The sequence below is a fragment of the Rhodoferax sp. LS1P39 genome, from assembly GCF_056521425.1.
Window position 1 is genome coordinate 120,958 of the sequence record NZ_JBWMAV010000009.1, and the last position, 18,453, is coordinate 139,410.

General features: G+C 67.2%; 10 protein-coding genes. 5 read left to right on the forward strand and 5 right to left on the reverse strand.

Going from position 1 to position 18,453, the window contains the following annotated elements:
* Nucleotides 1-38 precede the first annotated feature (38 nt).
* On the forward strand, nt 39-971 hold the full coding sequence (locus tag AC097O_RS15475) for a homocysteine S-methyltransferase family protein (RefSeq protein ID WP_479593755.1): 933 nt from the start codon (nt 39-41) through the stop codon (nt 969-971).
* 119 nt (nt 972-1,090) lie between these two features.
* Here the strand turns inward: AC097O_RS15475 and AC097O_RS15480 are convergent, their stop codons facing one another.
* The 5 genes from AC097O_RS15480 to glnE all read right to left on the reverse strand — a co-directional run bounded on the left by AC097O_RS15480 (nt 1,091) and on the right by glnE (nt 10,826).
* Nucleotides 1,091-4,189: an efflux RND transporter permease subunit gene (locus AC097O_RS15480; RefSeq protein WP_479593757.1), complete on the reverse strand. Its 3,099-nt coding sequence runs from the start codon at nt 4,187-4,189 to the stop codon at nt 1,091-1,093.
* Nucleotides 4,190-4,199: 10 nt separating this feature from the next.
* Entirely contained in the window at nt 4,200-5,342 is a 1,143-nt protein-coding gene (locus tag AC097O_RS15485) for an efflux RND transporter periplasmic adaptor subunit (protein ID WP_479593761.1), read from the reverse strand.
* 20 nt (nt 5,343-5,362) lie between these two features.
* Nucleotides 5,363-6,739, reverse strand: a complete 1,377-nt coding sequence (locus AC097O_RS15490) for an efflux transporter outer membrane subunit (protein WP_479593764.1) — start codon at nt 6,737-6,739, stop codon at nt 5,363-5,365.
* A 173-nt stretch (nt 6,740-6,912) separates the two neighbouring features.
* Nucleotides 6,913-7,959 carry a PDDEXK nuclease domain-containing protein gene (locus AC097O_RS15495; protein ID WP_479593766.1) on the reverse strand — a complete coding sequence of 349 codons (1,047 nt, stop codon included), beginning with the start codon at nt 7,957-7,959 and terminating at the stop codon, nt 6,913-6,915.
* Between the two features lie 74 nt (nt 7,960-8,033).
* Nucleotides 8,034-10,826 (reverse strand): bifunctional [glutamate--ammonia ligase]-adenylyl-L-tyrosine phosphorylase/[glutamate--ammonia-ligase] adenylyltransferase, encoded by a 2,793-nt coding sequence (gene glnE, locus AC097O_RS15500; protein WP_479593768.1) that lies wholly within the window; start codon nt 10,824-10,826, stop codon nt 8,034-8,036.
* A 34-nt stretch (nt 10,827-10,860) separates the two neighbouring features.
* Here glnE and AC097O_RS15505 point away from each other — a divergent pair, with 34 nt between their 5' ends.
* The 4 genes from AC097O_RS15505 to AC097O_RS15520 all read left to right on the forward strand — a co-directional run bounded on the left by AC097O_RS15505 (nt 10,861) and on the right by AC097O_RS15520 (nt 18,443).
* Nucleotides 10,861-14,970, forward strand: coding sequence for a YhdP family protein (locus tag AC097O_RS15505; protein ID WP_479593770.1), 4,110 nt, complete (start codon nt 10,861-10,863; stop codon nt 14,968-14,970).
* Nucleotides 14,967-15,794 (forward strand): carbon-nitrogen hydrolase family protein, encoded by an 828-nt coding sequence (locus tag AC097O_RS15510; protein WP_479593773.1) that lies wholly within the window; start codon nt 14,967-14,969, stop codon nt 15,792-15,794. The genes AC097O_RS15505 and AC097O_RS15510 overlap by 4 nt, the downstream gene beginning before the upstream one ends.
* A gap of 68 nt (nt 15,795-15,862) precedes the next feature.
* Nucleotides 15,863-17,800, forward strand: coding sequence for a sensor histidine kinase (locus AC097O_RS15515; protein WP_479593870.1), 1,938 nt, complete (start codon nt 15,863-15,865; stop codon nt 17,798-17,800).
* A gap of 16 nt (nt 17,801-17,816) precedes the next feature.
* The gene (locus AC097O_RS15520; RefSeq protein WP_479593776.1) at nt 17,817-18,443 is read left to right on the forward strand and encodes a response regulator transcription factor; all 627 of its coding nucleotides are present in this window, start codon (nt 17,817-17,819) and stop codon (nt 18,441-18,443) included.
* Nucleotides 18,444-18,453: the final 10 nt, after the last annotated feature.

An 18,453-nucleotide genomic window follows, 5' to 3' on the forward strand; every position in this document is an offset into this window, starting at 1 on the left:
CCCGAACATTAGATCCAATCGATGGAAAGAGGTGGAGCATGACCCATGCACTTCCCCAACTCACGGGGGGAATCTTCTTGAGCGATGGCGGCCTCGAGACCTCGCTCGTTTTCCTTGACAACATTGCATTGCCACACTTTGCGGCCTTTACGCTGCTGGAAGATGAGCTTGGCCAAGAGCGACTGAAAAGTTACTACGTTCCATACCTTGAACTCTGCGGTGAGATGCCAGGCGCTGGTTTCATACTTGAAACACCCACGTGGCGCGCCAGTTCCGACTGGGCCGCTCTCATGGGCATCAATGCCACCCGCCTGAAAGCATTGAACACCCAGGCGGCGCAGATGATGTGCGCGATGCGTTCACGCTGGGCACCACGCCTCAGCGGGCCCATCGTCGTAAGCGGGGTCATAGGCCCGCGGGGCGACGGCTACGTTGCCGATGCCCCCAACAGTGTGGACGAAGCTGCCGATTACCACCTCCTGCAGGCGCAGGCGCTTGCCGCAGGCGGGGTCGACATGCTTGCCGGTGTCACGATGACCACAGCCGCCGAGGCCCTGGGCATTTCCATCGCGGCACAGCGGGTGGGTTTGCCCGTGGCCATTTCTTTCACTGTAGAAACAGACGGCCGATTGCCAAGCGGCGAATCGTTGGGTGATGCGATAGGGAAAGTAGACGCGTATGCGCCGCCAGCGTACTTTGCCATCAATTGCGCGCATCCGCGGCACTTCGAAAATGCCTTGCCGGTGGGCGAGCCCTGGATTGCGCGCATCCAAGGTGTCCGTGCAAACGCCTCGACGAAGAGCCACGCTGAGCTCGATGACTCAACCGAACTGGACATAGGCGACCCTAAAGACCTGGCCCAACGGTACCGTGGACTCAAAGGCGCCTTGCCGCGGCTGAATGTACTGGGCGGCTGCTGCGGGACCGACTGGCGCCACCTGCGCGCCATACGCGATGCGTGGATCCGCTAGGCATTCGGAGCGCCCACCGTCACAACCTGGCCCTTGTCCCAAAGGGCGTTCGAGTCTTTGTTCAGCATCGCCTTAGACAAAAAGGCCGCCAGCGCTTATTCCATAAGCGTGAGCAGCTCTTATTGCGATAGCGTCTTGGCCTGCGGTGCCGGGGCCGGTTTCCCCCGCAGCTTCGCCCCCATCCGCTTAAACCAGTGCTCCAGGTCGTCGATGTAGGTAAACACCGCAGGCACCACCAGCAAACTCAGCACCGTAGACGTGATCAGCCCGCCAATCACCGCCACCGACATCGGGCTGCGGAAACTGCTGTCCGCTGCGCCCCAGCCCAGCGCAATCGGCAGCATGCCCGCGCCCATGGCCAGGGTGGTCATGATGATGGGGCGGGCGCGTTTGTGGCAGGCGTCCAGCAGCGCTTCCACCCGGGTCATGCCGTGGTCGCGTCGGGCCACGATGGCGTACTCCACCAGCAGAATCGAGTTCTTGGTGGCAATGCCCATGAGCATGATCAGGCCGATCAGCGAGGGCATGGAGAAGCTCTTTTGCGCGATCAGCAGGCCTACGAAGGCCCCGCCCAGCGCCAGCGGCAGCGCGCACAGAATGGTGACAGGGTGCAGGAAGTCTTTGAACAGCAGCACCAGCACGATGTAGATGCACAGCACGCCGGTGAGCATGGCCAGGCCAAAGCTGGCAAACAGCTCGCCCATCACCTCGGCATCGCCAATTTCCACCACCTTCACGCCGGGCGGCAGCTGGGCCATGGCAGGCAGTTTTTCTACCGCGGCTTTCACATCGCCCAGCGGCATGCCTGAGAGCTCAATCTCGAAGTTGACGTTGCGGGTGCGGTCGTAGCGGCTGATGACGGCGGGGCCTCCGTTGGTCTCCAGCGTGGCCACCTGGCCCAGCATCACCGGGCCTTTGCTTCCCGGCACCGTCAAGCGTTCCAGCACGCTCAAGTCTTTGCGGGCGGCGTCGTCGAGCTTGACCACGATGGGCACCTGGCGCTGCGACAGGTTGAGCTTGGGCAGCGAAATGTCGTAGTCGCCCACGGTGGCGATGCGCAGCGTTTCGCCGATGGCGCTGCTGGTCACGCCCAGGTCGGCGGCGCGGGCAAAGTCGGGCCGCACCGCGATCTCGGGCCGGATCAGGCTGGCGGTGGATGCCACCTGCCCCAGGCCGGGGATGGTGCGCAGGTCTTTCTCCACCGCTTGCGCGGCGGCCTGCAGGGCGACCGGGTCTTCGCCAGACAGCACCAGCACGTACTTTTCGCCCGAGCCGCCCAGGCCCACCTTGCTGCGCACGCCGGGCAGCGGCTCCAGCGCGGTGCGGATATTGTTTTCAATGCCCTGCTTGCGGGGGCGATCGCCCCGGTCGCTGAGCAGAATGGTCAGCGTGGCCTTGCGTGCCTCGGCGGCTCCGGCGGGGGCAAACGGGTCGCCGCCTGCGCTACCGCCGCCAATGGTGGTGTAAATGCTTTTGACGTGCGCTACCTGGGCAATCAGCGTGCGCGCCTGCTCGGCAGACACTTTGGTTTGCGCCAGGGTGGAGCCGGGCGGCAGCTCGATGTACACCTGGGTTTGCGAGTTGTCGTCGGGCGGGATGAAGCCTGTGGGCAGCAGCGGAATCAGCGCGATGGAGCCAAAGAAAAACACCGTGGCCCCCACCATGGTCAGCACCCGGTGCTTCAGGCACCAGGTGGCCCAGCGCATGTACACGCGCATCCAGCCCGCGTCTTTTTCGGCCCCGACAATGGGCTTCAAGATGTAGGCCGCCATCATGGGCGTGAGCACCCGCGCCACGACCAGCGATGCCACCACCGCCAGCGAGGCGGTCCAGCCAAACTGTTTGAAGAACTTGCCCGGAATGCCGCTCATGAAGGCGGTGGGCAAAAACACCGACACCAGGGTGAAGGTGGTGGCCACCACCGCCAGGCCGATCTCATCCGCCGCCTCCATGGCCGCCTGGTACGGGCTCTTGCCCATGCGCAGATGCCGCACGATGTTTTCCACCTCCACAATCGCGTCGTCCACCAAAATGCCCACCACCAGCGACAGCGCCAGCAGCGTGATCACGTTGACCGAAAAGCCCAGCAAATACATGCCGATGAAGGCCGGAATCACCGACAGCGGCAGCGCCACCGCCGACACAAAAGTGGCCCGCCAGTCGCGCAAAAACAGCCACACCACGGCCACCGCCAGGATCGCGCCCTCGTACAGCAGGTGCATGGAGCCGGTGTATTCCTCTTCCACCGGGGCCACAAAGTTGAAGGACTCGGTGAGCTCCATGTCGGGTTGCTGCAGCTTGAGCTCGGCCAGCGCCTGTTGCACTGCGGCACCCACCGCCACCTCGCTCTCGCCGCGGCTGCGCGCCACCTCAAAGCCCACCACCGGCTGGCCGTTGAGCAGGGCCGCAGAGCGTTGCTCGGCCACCGTATCGGTCACGGTGGCCACTTGGTCCAGCCGGATGCGGCGGCCATCGCTCAGCGCCAGTTGCAGTTGCCCCAGCTCCTGGGCGGTTTGCACCGTGGCCAGGGTGCGCACGGGTTGCTCGCCCACACCGATGTCGGCGCGGCCCCCGGCGCTGTCGAGCTGCACCAGCCGCAGCTGGCGCGAAATGTCGGCAGCGGTGGCACCCAGGGCCTGCAGCTTCAGCGGGTCCAGCGCCACCTGTACCTCGCGGGTCACCCCGCCCACGCGGTTTACCGCGCCCACGCCGCGCACCGCCAGCAGCTTGCGGGTCACCTCAAAGTCCACAAACCACGACAGCGCTTCGGGGTCCAGCTTGGCACTGCGGATGGTGAAGGCCAGCACCGGCTGCGCCGCCATGTCCACCTTGTTGACGATGGGGTCGCGCACGTCGCCCGGCAGGTCGCTGCGCACGCGGGCCACGGCGGATCGCACATCGTCCACCGCCTCTTGCACCGGCTTCTCCAGCCGGAACTCGGCGGTGACGGTGACGCTGCCGTCCTGCACCGAGGTGTAGATGTGCTTGAGGCCCTGCACGGTGGCGATGGAGTTTTCCAGCTTGCGGGCGACCTCGGTTTCCAGCTGGGCCGGGGCCGCGCCGGGCAGGCTGGCGGATACGGTGACCGTGGGCAGGTCGATGTCGGGGAAGTTCTGCACCTTCATGGCGTTGAAGGACAGCAGCCCGGCAAAGGTCAGCAGCACAAACAGCATCACCGCCGGAATCGGGTTCTTGATGGACCAGGAGGAAACGTTCATGGCCTGCTACCTATTTGCTAGCTGCTTGTGCCGGTGTTACTTGCGCTGGAGGCACATTGGGCTTGGAATCCTGCACCACCCGCACCAGATCGCCGTCGTTCAAAAAGCCCGCCCCGCTGGCGACCAACACGGCATCCGGCTCCAGCGCGCTGGTGATCTCCAGCCGGTCGCCCAGCTGCCGCCCGGTTTGCACCTTGATCTGGGCCACGCGCTGGTCTTTGCCCACGCGGTAGACAAAGCTGAAGGCATCGCGCACCACCACGGCGGTTTGCGGCACGGTCAGCGCGGTGGTCTGGCCCAGTGCGAACGCACCGCTGGCAAACATCCCCGGCTTGAGGCTGGACGCTGGCAAATCCACATACACCAGCCCCATGCGGGTTTGCGGGTCTACCGTGGGGGCCACCATGCGCACTTTGCCCTGCACCGGCGTGCCCTGCGCCGTGCGCACCTGGGCGATGGTGCCGACCTTGATGCGCTCCAGCTCGGCGGCGGTGACCTCGGCGCGCCACTCCAGCCGCCCCTGGCGCACCATGCGGAACAGTTCGGTGCCGCTGCCCAGCACCGCGCCCACGGTGGCGCTGCGGGCGCTGATGACTCCGCTGTCGGGCGCCAGCACCTGGGTGTGGCGCAGGCGCTGCTGCTGCACCACCAGCGTGGCCTTGGCGGCGGCTACGCGGGCCTTGGCGACCTGCTCTGTGGTTTGGTACTGGGTGATTTGCTGCTCGCTCAGGGCCCCGGTGGCCTGCAGCGTGCGGGCGCGGGCGGCGTTGCCACTGGCATCCTGGGCATTGGCTTCCGCCTCCAGCACATTCGCCTTCGCCTGGGCCACGTCGGCCTGCACGCTCTCTGCCGCAAACGTGGCCAGCACCTGGCCAGCGCGCACCACATCGCCCACGTTGGCGCGCACCTCCAGCAGGCGCAGGCCGCTGGCTTCGCTGCCGATGCTGGCCTCTTGCCAGGCGGCCACATTGCCGTTGGCGCTGAGCTGCACCGCCCAGGGGCTGCGCTGCGGCTGCACGGTGGTGACGGTGAGGGCGGGCTTGGGCGCGGCGGCCTTGGTTTCGTCCGCCGCCTGGGAATTTAAGGAAAAAAGGCCGATAGCGCTGATGGACAGGGCGAGAGCAGCTACGGAATAAATAGCATTTTTTTGCATGAAGAGGAGTCCGTCAAGGTTTACTGGGGGCCGGTCCAGCCGCCGCCTACGGCGCGGTACAGGCTGATCCAGGCCAGCAGGCGTTCGCGCTGCAGGGCAATGGCGTTGGTGTCGGCGGCCAGCGCGGTGCGGCGCGAGTCCTCCAGTTCGGGCAGGCTGGCCAGGCCGGCGGTGTAGCGGGCCTGGGTGGCGGCAAATGCGGCCTGGTAGCCCTGGGCGGCCACCTGGGTGTCGGCGTTGCGGTCATCGGCGCTGCGCAGGTTGACCAGGGCTTCTTCCACCTCGCGCACGGCCTGGCGCACCTTGGCGCGGTACACGGCCACCGCCTCGGTGTAGCGGGCCTGGGCGGCATCCACGTCCGCACTGCGCCGCCCGCCGTCAAACAGGGGCACCGATACGGCGAGTGGGCCGATGGACCAGGTGCCCAGGGTCTGCCCACCGCTGCGCAGGCTACCAATCGCGCCGTTCAACGTCAGCCGGGGGTAGCGCTGGCCCTGGGCGTTGCCCACGTCATAGCTGGCGGCGGTCACGTCGCGCTCGGCGCTGAAGATGTCGGGCCGCTGGGCCAGGGCCTGCGCGGGAATGGATGCTATGGAAAAAAGAGCTTGTTGTGCCGATGGAATGGGCGCAGAGGCCAGTTTTTGTGCCAAATCTGCCTCGGCCACACCGGTCAGGGCGACGATGGCCTTGAGGTACACGTCGCACTGGGCCAGTTGCTGCACCACCCGGTTGTTGGCCTCCGCGGCACTGGCGCGGGCCAGCGCGTCCACCGCCGGGGCGGTAAAGCCTGCGCGGGTGCTCAGGCCTGACAGGCGGGCCGTTTCCTGGCGCGACTTGGCGTCTTCCCCCGCCAGCCCGCGCAGCAGGGCGCAGGCCCGCACGGTGACGTACTGGCTGGCCACCTCTGCGGCCACCGCCACCCGCGCGTCGTGCCACTGGGCCTGGGCCCCTTGCTGGCGCGCCTGGGCGGCATTGGCGGCAGCCCGGTTCGCGCCAAACAGGTCGATTTCCCACGCTGCCTGCAGCCCGCCCTGCGCGGTGGTGGTTACGGGCACGTTGGGCTGCGACCGGCCCCGGCTGGCGCTGGCCGATGCGTCCAGTGTGGGCCCCAGCGCCGCCCCCGCGCCCACCGCCGTGGCCCGTGCCTGGGCAATGCGCGTAGCCGCCGAGGCCACCGTGGGGCTTGCATCCTGCGCCGCCGCAATCAGCGCCACCAGCAGCGGATCGTCCAGCCGCTGCCACCAGTCCGATAAATCCCCCATGTTCCCCTGGTGCGGCAGCGGTGCCGTCCATTGCGCGGCGGCCTGGGCAGGCACGGTGGCCGGTGGCGGTGTGGTGGCGCAGGCGGCCAGCCACAGGGGCAGGAGGCACAGAAGTGGCCAGCGGGGCAGAGGCATGCAGGGGGCTCCAGAGGTAAGGGCGGGGGCTATCGTATCGGGCGAACCCTGGCCTGCGCATGACAGACCTGCGCTTTGTCCCCCATGGTGGGGATGCCGTGGCGAAGAGAACGGGTCATCGTGCCAGGGTCGGCAAGGCGCGTCTTCTCAAGGGGGTATCGGTTTGTGTCGGTTTATGTCAGCGGATGGGCTGGGTCCGGGGTGCGGTCCCCGGCATCCAGCTGTGCCACCAGGGCTTCCATGCTGGGCAGCAGCGCAGAGATTTCCTGCGGTAGCTCGGGTGTGGTGCGGTAGGTGGACACGCCCATGGGGGTCTGCACGCCGCGCAGGGCGTATTCCACCATCGTCTTCTTTTTGCTTTTGCACAGCACCATGCCGATGGTGGGCGCGTCATGGGCCGGATCGCGCACCAGGTCGTCCACCGCGGCCAGGTAGCCGTTGAGCTGGCCGGTGTATTCGAAGCGGAACTCGGTGTTTTTCAGCTCGATCACCACGTAGCAGTGCAGGCGCGTATGGTAAAAAAGCAGGTCGATAAAGAACTCGTCGCCCTCGATGTCGAGCTTGTACTGGCTGCCGACAAAGGCAAAACCCACTCCCAGCTCCAGCAAAAAGTCGCGCAGGTGGGTGGTCAGGGCTTTCTCGATTGTGCGCTCGCTGGACGCGTCGGCGATGCCCAAAAAGTCGAAGGCGTACGGGTCTTTCAGCAGGTCGCGGGCCAGGTCGGACTGTGGCGCAGGCAGGGTGCGGGCAAAGTTGTTTTGCGCAGCACCCAGGCGGTGGTGCACGGCGGTTTCGATTTGCAGCTCCAGCACCGACCGGCTCCAGCCGTTTTCGATGGTTTTGCGGATGTACCACTCGCGGGTGGCGCGGTCTTTGAGTTTGTCGAGGAGGGTGCAGTTGTGCCTCCAGGGTATTCGTCCACCAAGCTGGTGGACAAATGCCTCATCGGGCCATGCCGCAGCAAAAGACCGCATGTACAGCAGATTGGTGCGTGATAGCCCGCGCATGTCGGGGAACTCCGCCCGCAGGTCTTTCGCCAGTTGCTCGATGACCTTGGCACCCCAGCCTTGCGTGTCCTGGCGCTCCAGAATCTCCCGCCCCATCCGCCAGTACAGCAGCACCAGCTCCTGGTTGACGGCCAGGCTGGCCTGCAGGCGGGCGGTGCGGATCTGGGTTTTCAGGTCCGCCAGCCAGGTGGCGTAGTCGGTGGGCTGGAGCATGGTTAGTTTTTACAAGGAAAATCGGCCTCTACCGCCCATTCCATGGGCGCGAAAAGCTACCAATTCAATAGCGACTACCCAAACACCACTTTCCACAGCGCCAGCACGGCCTCACGCTCTTTTTGCAGCAGCGGCGGGGCGACCTGGGTGGGGGTTTCGTTCAGGCGGGCCTGGTGCTGGGCTTTGCGCAGTTCGCGGTAGGCGTTGGCTGCCGCCTCGCCTACGCCGGGGGGAAGCAGGCCGCAGGCTTCGGCGCGGCGCAGCAGGGCGATGTTGCCTACGTTGTCTTGCAGGCTGGGGTGCTGGGCGGCGTGGGCCAGCACCAGGTACTGCACGGCAAACTCGGCATCCACCATGGCGCCGGTGCTGTGCTTCACGTCGAAGTTGTCACCGCGCACCGGGTGGGCGGCGCGGACCTTGTTGCGCATGGCGACGATCTCGGCCTGCAGGGCGGGCAGGTCGCGCGGGGCGGTGATGACGTTTTGCCGCACGCCGTCAAAGCGCTGGCCCATGTCGTCCGGACCCAGCACGTAGCGGGCGCGGGTCATGGCCTGGTGCTCCCAGGTCCAGGCGGTGTTGCTGCCCCGGCCTTCCTGGTAGCTGGCGTAGGCGGCCAAGGTGGTGACCAGCATGCCGGAGTTGCCGTTGGGCCGCAGGGCGGTGTCGATCTCGAACAGGTCGCCCTCAGACGTTTTGACGCTCAGCCAGTTGATGAGCTTGCGCACCAGCTGGGCGTAGACCTCGGGGGCGCGTTCGTCTTCGTCGTCATATACAAACACGATGTCCAGGTCGCTGCCGTAGCCCAGCTCCTTGCCGCCCAGCTTGCCGTAGCCGATGACGGCAAAGCGCGGTTCGTCCAGGTGGTGGGTGGGCAGGCGCTGCCAGCACCAGCGGGCGGTGACGCGCAGCACCACGTCGGCCAGGGCACTGAGGTCGTCGGCCACCTGCTCTACGCTGATGCGGCCTTCCACGTCGCGCGCCAGGGTGCGGAACAGCTCGGCGTGGTGGGCGCGGCGCAGCAGGTTGAGCAGGGTTTCTTCGTCGTCCTCCTGGGTGATGCGCAGTGAGTTGCGGCGGGCTTCCAGCTCGGCCTCCAGCGCGGCGGGGTCAAAGCGTTCGGCCAGCATGGTCTCTGCAGCCAGCTCGTCGATCACGCCGGGGTGCTGTTGCAGGTAGCGGGCCGGCCATTTGGCGGTGGCCAGCAGGCGCAGCAGGCGCTGGTGCACCGAGGGGCGCTCCAGCAGCAGGGCCAGGTAGTGGTCGCGGCGCAGCAGGGGTTCGATCCAGTCCATCCAGCGCAGTACGCCGTCCAGGCTGGTGCTGCCCTCTCCCAGCCAGCCGAGGGTGCGCTGCACCAGCCGCGACAGCCGGGCGCTGGACACGTCGCTCAGCGCCAGCACGCGGGCGTGGGTGGACCAACGCAGCAGGCGGCCCTTGAGGGGCTCGTCCAGGCGCTCCGCCAGCGTGGCCAGGTCGGGCGCGCCCGACAGGTCGCCCGGCCCGCTGTGGCCGGGTTTGGCCGCTTTGCCGTTGCAGCCCTTGCATTCTTTTTTGCCGCCCAGCAGGGTGTCGAACTCTTGTGCCACCAGTTCGCGGTGGGTGTCCAGCTCGGTCAGGAAGGGGCAGCAGTTGGGGTAGCCCATGCTCTGGGCGATCCAGGCCAGGTCGGCATCGGCGGTGGGCAGCACATGGGTTTGCTGGTCGTCCAGGTACTGGATGCGGTGCTCTACCTGGCGCAAAAAGGTGTAGGCGCGGGCCAGTGCATCGGCGGTGGTCTGGGGCATCAGCCCGGCGTGGGCCAGGCGCTGCAGCGCGGCCAGCGTGGGGCGGGTGCGCAGCTCGGGGAACTGGCCGCCGCGCACCACCTGCAGCAACTGCACGGTGAATTCAATTTCGCGGATGCCGCCGCGCGACAGCTTGACGTCGTTGGCCCGCTCGGGGCGGCCCGCACTGCGCTTGGCCGAATGGTCGCGGATCTGCTGGTGCAGCTTGCGCAGCGCGTCGAACACGCCGTAGTCCAGGTAGCGGCGAAACACAAATGGCAGCACCACGGTGCGCAGCGCGCTGGCGTCTGTGATGCAGTTGCGCGGGGCCACCACCCGGCTTTTCAGCCAGGCGAAGCGTTCCCATTCGCGGCCCTGCTCTTGCAGGTAGCCCTCCAGCGCGTCGGTGGACACCGCCACCGGGCCGGAATTGCCGTGCGGGCGCAGCGCCAGATCGACGCGAAACACAAAGCCGTGCTCGGTGGTGCCGCCCACCAGCGCGTAGATGATCTTGACGGCCTTGCAGAAGTACTCGTGGTTGCTGGTGCGGCCCCGGCCCTCGGGCCCACCGTCTGGATGAGCCTGGCCTGCGGTGTCGCCATCGAAGTTGTAGACGTAGATCAGGTCGATGTCGCTGGACACATTGAGTTCGCGCGCACCCAGCTTGCCCATGCCCACCACCCACATCTGGGCGCGGCTGCCGTCCGGGGCCAGGGGCGCGCCGTGCTGGCTGTCGAGCTGCGCAAACGCGTGGGTGCAGGCGGCATCCAGAGCGATTTCAGCCAGCTCGGTCACCGCCCGGGTCACCACCTCCAGCGGGGCCTGCTGGTCACAGTCCAGTACCACCAGGCGCTCCATCACCAGCTGGCGCAGGCTACGCAGGGCGGCTCCGGTGTCCAGCCCGGTGGCGCGCAGGGTGGCCAGGGTGGCCTCCATGCTGGCGCGTTCCGGTGGGCCGGGGGGCAACAGGCTGAGCTGATCGGCATAGCGGCGGCGCAGGCGCTGCACAAAACGCGAGTGGCCAGACAAGGGCTCGGTGGCGGTGGGGCTGCTTAGCAAAGTAACACCGTGAACGGTAAGGCCTGCTGCGGGCGCGGCTGCCATGGGAGTGATAATTCTGGTTGCATCCATGTGTCCAATGACTGAATCCAAGCCACCTTCCAGCACCGAGTCCACGCGCCTGCTCCGATGGGCCGCCAAAGCCGCATCCTGGAGTCTGGGCTTGGTGGCGGCGGCTTGGCTGGCGCTGGCCCTGGCCTGGGGGGCCTTACACGGCTGGATTGTGCCGCGAATTGGCGACTTTCGCCCGTGGCTGGAAACCTACGCCAGCCAGGCGCTGGGGATGCCGGTGCGCATCGGTGCCATCTCCGCCCAATCACAGTATTTCTTCCCCTCTTTTGAGCTGCGCGATGTGGCCCTGCTGGACGGCCAGGGGCGCGAGGCCCTGAAGCTGTCGCGGGTCATGGCCACGGTGTCGCCCGCGTCGCTGTTGAAGCGCGGGTTTGAGACCCTGCTGATCGAGCAGCCCGCGCTGGACGTGCGCCGCAGCGCCGATGGCACCATCTTTATCGCCGGGCTGGACATCTCGCAGACCGGCAACAGCGATGGCCGGGCCCTGGACTGGCTGTTTGCCCAAAGCGAGCTGGTGGTGCGCGGCGGCACCGTGCGCTGGACCGACGAGCAGCGCGCCGCTCCCCCGCTGGCCTTGGACGCGGTGGATTTTGTGATGCGCAACAAGGGTCTGGGCCACCACATGCGCCTGGATGCTTCGCCCCCCGCCGACTGGGGCGACCGCTTCAGCCTCAGCGCCCGCTTCCGCCAGCCCTTGCTCAGCATCCACCGCGGCCGCTGGCAGGACTGGGACGGCCCGGCCTACGCCAGCCTGCCCCGCGTGGATGTGTCGCAACTGCGCCGCTATGCCGATGTGGGCGTGGACGTGGTGGCGGGCGTGGGGGCTTTGCGGCTGTGGGCCGACATCCGCCGTGGCCAGGTAACCAGCGGCACGGCCGATGTGGCGCTGGTGGATGCCCGGGCGACCCTGGCCGCCGATTTGCAGCCGCTGGCGCTGCAGTCGCTGCAAGGGCGCATCACCCTGCAGCAATCGGCGGGTAGCCTGGCACTGGCCACCGAGGGCCTGCAGTTCACCACCGACGATGCCCGCGTCTGGCCCGGCGGCAACCTGAGCCTGCGCCTGCAGGATGCCAGCCCCCGCCAGCCCGCGCAAGGCGAGTTGCGCGCCGACCGGCTGGACCTGGCCCTGCTGGCCCACATGGCCAATAGCCTGCCGCTGGGCCCGGCCACCCACCGCATGCTGGCCACCCACGAACCCCAGGGCCTGGTGGAGCAGATCAGTTCCCGCTGGAATGGCCCTCTCGCCGACCCCAGCAGCTACAGTGCCCAGGGCCGCATCACCGGACTGGAAGTGGCCGCAGGCGTGCCCGATGCGCCCAGCCCGAAAGACAAGGCCCCGCTGGGCCGCCCCGGTGTGCGCGGCGCGGCGGTGGACTTCGACCTCACCCAGACCGGAGGCAAGGCCAGCGTGCGCGTCACCCAGGGAGCGCTGGACCTGCCGGGGATGTTCGAGGAGCCGGTGGTGCCCATGGACCAGCTCTCGGCCACGGTGGCCTGGCAGCAGCAGGGCGAGACCCTGGCGGTGCAGGCCAGCGACGTGCGCTTTGCCAACGCCGATGCCGAGGGCCTGCTGCAGGTCAAGTGGAACAACAGCGACCCCGCGCAGTCGAGCAGCCGGGCGCGTATTCCAGGCGTGTTGGATCTGCAGGGCCAACTGAGCCGGGGCGATGCCGCGCGGGTGCACCGCTACCTGCCCCTGGAGCTGGATGCCGAGGTGCGCCATTACGTGCGCGATGCGGTGCTGGTGGGCCGACTCAGCCCGGTGAAGTTCCGCGTCAAGGGCGATCTGTACGACTTTCCGTTCGTGAAACCCGGCCAGGGCGAGTTCCGCATTGCGGCCGAGGTGCGCGATGCCACCTACGCCTACGTGCCGACCAGCCTGCAGCCCGCCAAGGCCTTGCCCTGGCCCGCGCTGGAGCGTTTGTCCGGCGAGCTGGTGTTTGAAGGCAATAGCTTGCAGATCCGCCGGGCCACCGGCACCCTGGCCGGTGCCACCGGTTTCCAGCTGACCCAGGCCGAAGCCCAGATTGCCGACCTGGACCACAGCGTGGTGGTGTTCAAGGCCCAGGGGCGCGGTCCGCTGGCCGACATGCTGGGTGTGGTCAACCGGTCGCCGCTGGGCGAGCTCACCGGCCATGCACTGGACCAGGCCACGGCCAGCGGCCCGGCCGATCTGCAGCTGCGCCTGCAACTGCCGATTGCCGACATCGACAAGAGCAAGGTCCAGGGCAGCATCACGCTGGGTGGCAACGATGTGCAAATCACCCACAGCAGCCCGGCGATGGCGCGCGCGCGCGGGGTGGTAAATTTCTCAGACACCGGTTTTACCGTGGTCGGCGGGCAGGCCCGCATGCTCGGTGGCGATGCCCGGTTCGAAGGCGGCATGGCCGATGCTGCCAAGGGCGAGGTGCAGATGCGGGTGCAGGGCGTGGCCACGGCCGAGGGGTTGCGCCAGTCGCCGGGGCTGGGGGTGGCGGCGCAGATCGCCCACTACGCCAGCGGCAGCGCTGCCTACACCGCCGTGGTGGGCGCGCGCCAGGGCGTGTCGGAAGTCAGCGTCACCAGCAATTTGCAGGGCGTGGCCTTGAACCTGCCCCCGCCGCTGGCCAAGGCCGCCGACACGGTGCTGCCCTTGCGTTTTGACAACCTCCTGCTGCCGGCCAATAACTTACCTTTACGCGACAGCCTGGCACTTGAACTGGGTACGAGCGGCTCGGTCGCGTCGGTGGCCTATGTGCGCGATATTTCCGGCGCGGCACCGCGTGTGTTGCGCGGCACGGTGGCCGTGGGTCTGCCGCCCGGCGAGGCGCTGCTGATGCCTGCCGAGGGCGTGTCGGCCAATATCCATGTGGATACCCTGAACGCCGATGCCTGGCAGGCGCTGGCTGCCAAGCTTGCCGATGCACCGGCAGCGGGTACTGCACCAGCGGCCACCAGCGGCTACACCCCTACCACCCTGGCGGTGCAGGCCAAAGCCTTGACGATGGGAGGGCGCACCCTGCACCAGTTGGTGCTCAGCGGCTCGCACTTTGCCAGCACCTGGCGCGCCAACGTCGATGCGCAAGAGCTCAACGGCTATGTGGAATACCGCCAGCCCATCGACTCCAACGCGGGCCGGGTCTTCGCCCGGCTGACCCGCCTCACCCTGGCCCCCAGCACCGCCACCGAGGTGGAAACCCTGCTGGATGAGCCCTCCGACACCGTGCCCGCACTGGACATCGTGGTGGACGCGCTGGAGCTCAAGGGCAAGAAGCTGGGCCGGGTCGAGATCGATGCCGTCAACCGGGGTGGCCGGGTGGGCGGGGTCGGGCTGGTTGACGCGGGCGTGCGCGAATGGCGGCTGAACAAGCTCAGCATCACCAACCCCGACGCGCAGCTCAACGCCACCGGCAACTGGGTCGCCCTGGGGGGCCGTACCGGGTCTACGACGCCCCGGCGCACCACGCTGAACTTCCAGCTCGATATTGCCGACGCGGGGCAGTTGCTGGCCCGCTTTGGCATGCCGGGGGTGGTGCGGCGCGGCAAGGGCCAGATGACCGGGCAGGTGGGCTGGGTCGGTTCGCCGCTGGCGCTGGACACCGCCTCGCTGGGTGGGCAGTTCAACCTGGCGGTAGACAACGGCCAGTTCCTCAAGGCCGACCCTGGCCTGGCCAAGCTGCTGGGCGTGCTGAACCTGCAGGCCCTGCCGCGCCGCCTGGCGCTGGATTTTCGCGATGTGTTCAGCGAAGGCTTTGCATTCGATGCCGTGCGCGGCGACGTGCAGGTCGAGATGGGCCGTGCCAGCACCAACAACCTGAAAATGAAGGGCGTGAACGCTGCCGTGATGATGGAGGGTAGCGCCGACATTGCCCGCGAAACCCAGGACCTGAAAGTGCTGGTGGTGCCCGAGATCAACGCCGGTACGGCCTCTCTGGTGGCCGCCGTGATCAACCCCGCCATCGGCCTGGGCACGTTTTTAGCCCAGTGGTTCTTGAGCCGCCCTCTGGCCGAGGCGGCCACCCAGCAGTTCCACATTGACGGCACCTGGGCCGACCCCAAAATCACCAAGGTGCCGCACAAGATGTTCGGTGCCAAAGTAGAGGCCCAGGCCCCCACCAAAAAGGAACCCACACCGTGAAAGTAGCCGCCATCCAGATGGTATCGGGCACCAGTCGGCAGGCCAACCTGGAGCGCGCTGCTGCCTTGCTGGCCGAAGCCGCGGCCAGCGGTGCCGAGCTGGCCGTGCTGCCCGAGTACTTTTGCCTGCTGGGCCAGCGCGATACCGACAAGCTGCAGATCCAGGAGGCCTTGGGGGTGGGTCCGATCCAGGCGTTTTTAGCCAATACGGCACGCCAACTCGGCCTGTGGATTGTGGGCGGCACGCTCCCCCTGACCGTAGGCGATGGCAGCCGGGTGCGCAACAGCAGCCTGGTGTTCGACCCCAGCGGCACCTGCGTGGCCCGCTACGACAAAATCCACCTGTTCCGCTTCGACAACGGGCAGGAGCGCTTTGACGAGTCGCGGGTGCTGGAGCCCGGCACCGAGCCGGTGCTGTTTGAACTGACTGCACGCGACGGCCAGCGTTGGCGCATCGGCCTGAGCATCTGCTACGACCTGCGCTTTCCCGAGCTGTACCGCCGCTACGCCGCGCTGGGGGCCGACCTGTTGCTGGTGCCCAGCGCATTCACCCATACCACCGGGCAGGCGCATTGGGAGCTGCTGCTGCGCGCCCGCGCGGTGGAGAACCTGGCCTATGTGCTGGCCCCGGCCCAGGGCGGCCTGCACGCCAATGGCCGCCGCACCTGGGGCCACAGCCTGCTGGTAGACCCCTGGGGCACGGTGCTGGCCGAGCAGGCAGAGGCGAATGGTGAAGGAGAGGCTGTGGTGCTGGGCACGCTGGATGCCGCCCGCCTGGCGCAGTGCCGCGCCCAGTTGCCCGCCCTGGAGCACCGCGTTCTGTGAGCGCCGCACTGCCGCTCTCGCAGGGGAGTTTGCTGCGCTGGTGGCAGCGCTGGTCGTTGTGGGGCGTGATGCTGTTGCTGCTGGCGCTGGTGCTGACCACGTTGGTGTGGTTGGCCGGGCGGTTTGAAGCCAGCCAGGTGCAAGACGCACTGGACCGCGATATTGCCGCCGCCGCAGACGATGTGCGCCTGGGCCTGGGGCGCAATGTGCAAAGTCTGCAGGCCTTGCAGTTCAACGACCCCAGCCCCGGCTCCTGGCGGGTCGATGCCACCGAGTTTTTGCGCCACCACCGCGAGCTGCTGCGGGTGGAGTGGCGGCAACCCAATCTGGCCGTGCTGGCACATGTTGAAAGCCCGTTTCGGCCTTATGCCTTTGAGTGGCTGGGCAGCAAAAATGCCGAGCCCGATGTCACCCTGGCCTGTGCCGTGGCCAAGCGCGCCAACGGGCCAGCCTATTCCAGCAGCTATTTTCTGCCCCAGGTGGATGGCTTGGGGCTGGAGGTGATGGAAATGTGCATGCCGCTGATCAGCCAGGGCCAGCTCAAAGGCTATCTGGTGGCCACCTACGCCCTGGGCGATGTGCTGGCCGACATGGTGGGCCGCCAGCTCAGCCGCAGCCAGGAGGTGTCGTTCATCGAACCCGACGGCACCCGCCTGGTGCTGCATGGTTCGGCCCGGCGTGGCACGCGGGTGTTTACCGCCCAGCAACTGGTCAATCTGCCGGGCAACACCATGGTGCTGCGCATGGACAGTTGGCATGGCGACCCCAGCGTCTACCCCAACCTGATGACCGCCCTGGTCACACTGATGTCGATTGCCTTGGTGTCGGTGACTGTGCTGCTGGTCAAGGACACCCGCTTGCGACTGCAGGCCGAGCGCGGCCTGGCCGACGCGCTGGCGTTTCGCAAAGCCATGGAGGATTCGCTGCTCACCGGCCTGCGCGCCCGTGACCTGCAGGGCCGCATCACCTACGTCAACCCGGCGTTTTGCCAGATGGTGGGTTTTACGGCCGACGAACTGTGGGGCCACGGCATGCCCGCGCCCTACTGGCCGCCCGATCTGGCCAGTGAATACCAGCAGCGCCAGGAAGTCCGCATGGCGGGCAATGCGCCAGCGCGCGAAGGCTTCAGCTCGGTGTTCATGCGCAAGGACGGCAGCGTCTTTCCGGTGCTGGTGATGGAGGCTCCGCTGATCAACGCCCAGGGCGCGCACACCGGCTGGATGAGCGCGGTGGTGGACGTGACCGAGCAGCGCCGCGCCGAAGAGCTGTCGCGCACCAGCCAGGACCGGCTGCAGGCCACCGCCCGGCTGGCCACGGTGGGTGAAATGGCCTCGCTGCTGAGCCACGAGCTGAACCAGCCGCTGGCGGCTATCTCCAGCTACGCCACCGGTTCACTGAACCGCCTGCAGATCGGCGGCACCTTGGTGGATACCACCGACCTGGCCATGGCCATGCGCCGCATTGCCGAACAGGTGGAGCGCGCAGGCAAGCTGATCCGCAGCGTGCACGACTTTGTGCGCCGCCGCGCCAAGGTGCGCGAACCCGTGGAGCCCCAGGTGCTGCTGGATGCCATCCTGCCGCTGGTGCAGTTGCAGGCCCGCAAACTGCGGGTGCAGGTGCAACTGGACGTGGCCGAGGCGCTGCCGCCGGTGCTGTGTGACCGCTCCATGGTCGAGCAAGTGCTGCTCAACCTGACCCGCAACGCCATGCAGGCCATGGAGCCACCCGAGGTGGCCGAGCGCGTGCTGGAGCTGCGGGTGGCCTTGCTGGCGGAATCTGCCGGATGGGTCGAATTTGCGGTGTCCGACCGCGGCCCCGGCATCCCGCCCGAGGTGGCCGAACGCCTGTTTACGCCGTTTTTTACCACCAAGGACGAAGGCATGGGCCTGGGTCTGAGCCTGTGCCGCACGGTGGTGGAGCAGCATGGCGGCTCGCTCAGTTTCGCAGCGAACCAGCCGCAGGGCACCGTGTTTCGGTTTACCCTGCCGATCTCCGAATCAACGTGATGAATGAGAGACAAGCATGCAACCCGTACAAGATGCCACCGTATTCATCGTTGACGACGATGCCAGCGTGCGCGATGCGCTGTCGTGGCTGCTGCGTTCGCGCGGCCTGTTCAGCGAGGGCTATCCCAGCGCCGAGGCCTTCGAGACCATGCTGGCCACCGGCTTTGTGCCGCGCCAGGCCTGCTGCCTGCTGCTGGACGTGCGCATGCCCGGCATCAGTGGGCTGGCGCTGTTTGACAAGCTGATTGCCCGGGGGCTGCACCTGCCCATGCCGGTGATCTTTCTGACCGGCCACGCCGATGTACCGACTGCGGTGGACGCGGTCAAGCGCGGGGCGTTCGACTTCTGCGAAAAACCGTTTTCCGACAATGCCCTGGTCGACCGTATCGAGCAGGCCCTGAACCAGTCGGCCCTGAACCTGCGCACCCGCGACAGCCGCCAGCACCTGCAAACCCGCCTGACCGAACTTACCGAGCGCGAACGCGACGTGATGCGCCTGGTGGTGCAAGGCCTGCCCAACAAGCTGATTGCCGATCAGCTCGACATCAGCGTGCGCACGGTGGAAGTACACCGGGGCCGGGTGTTCGACAAGATGGAAGTGAAGTCGGCCGTCGAACTGGCCAACTTGCTACAAAAAATGTAGCTTCTCGTGC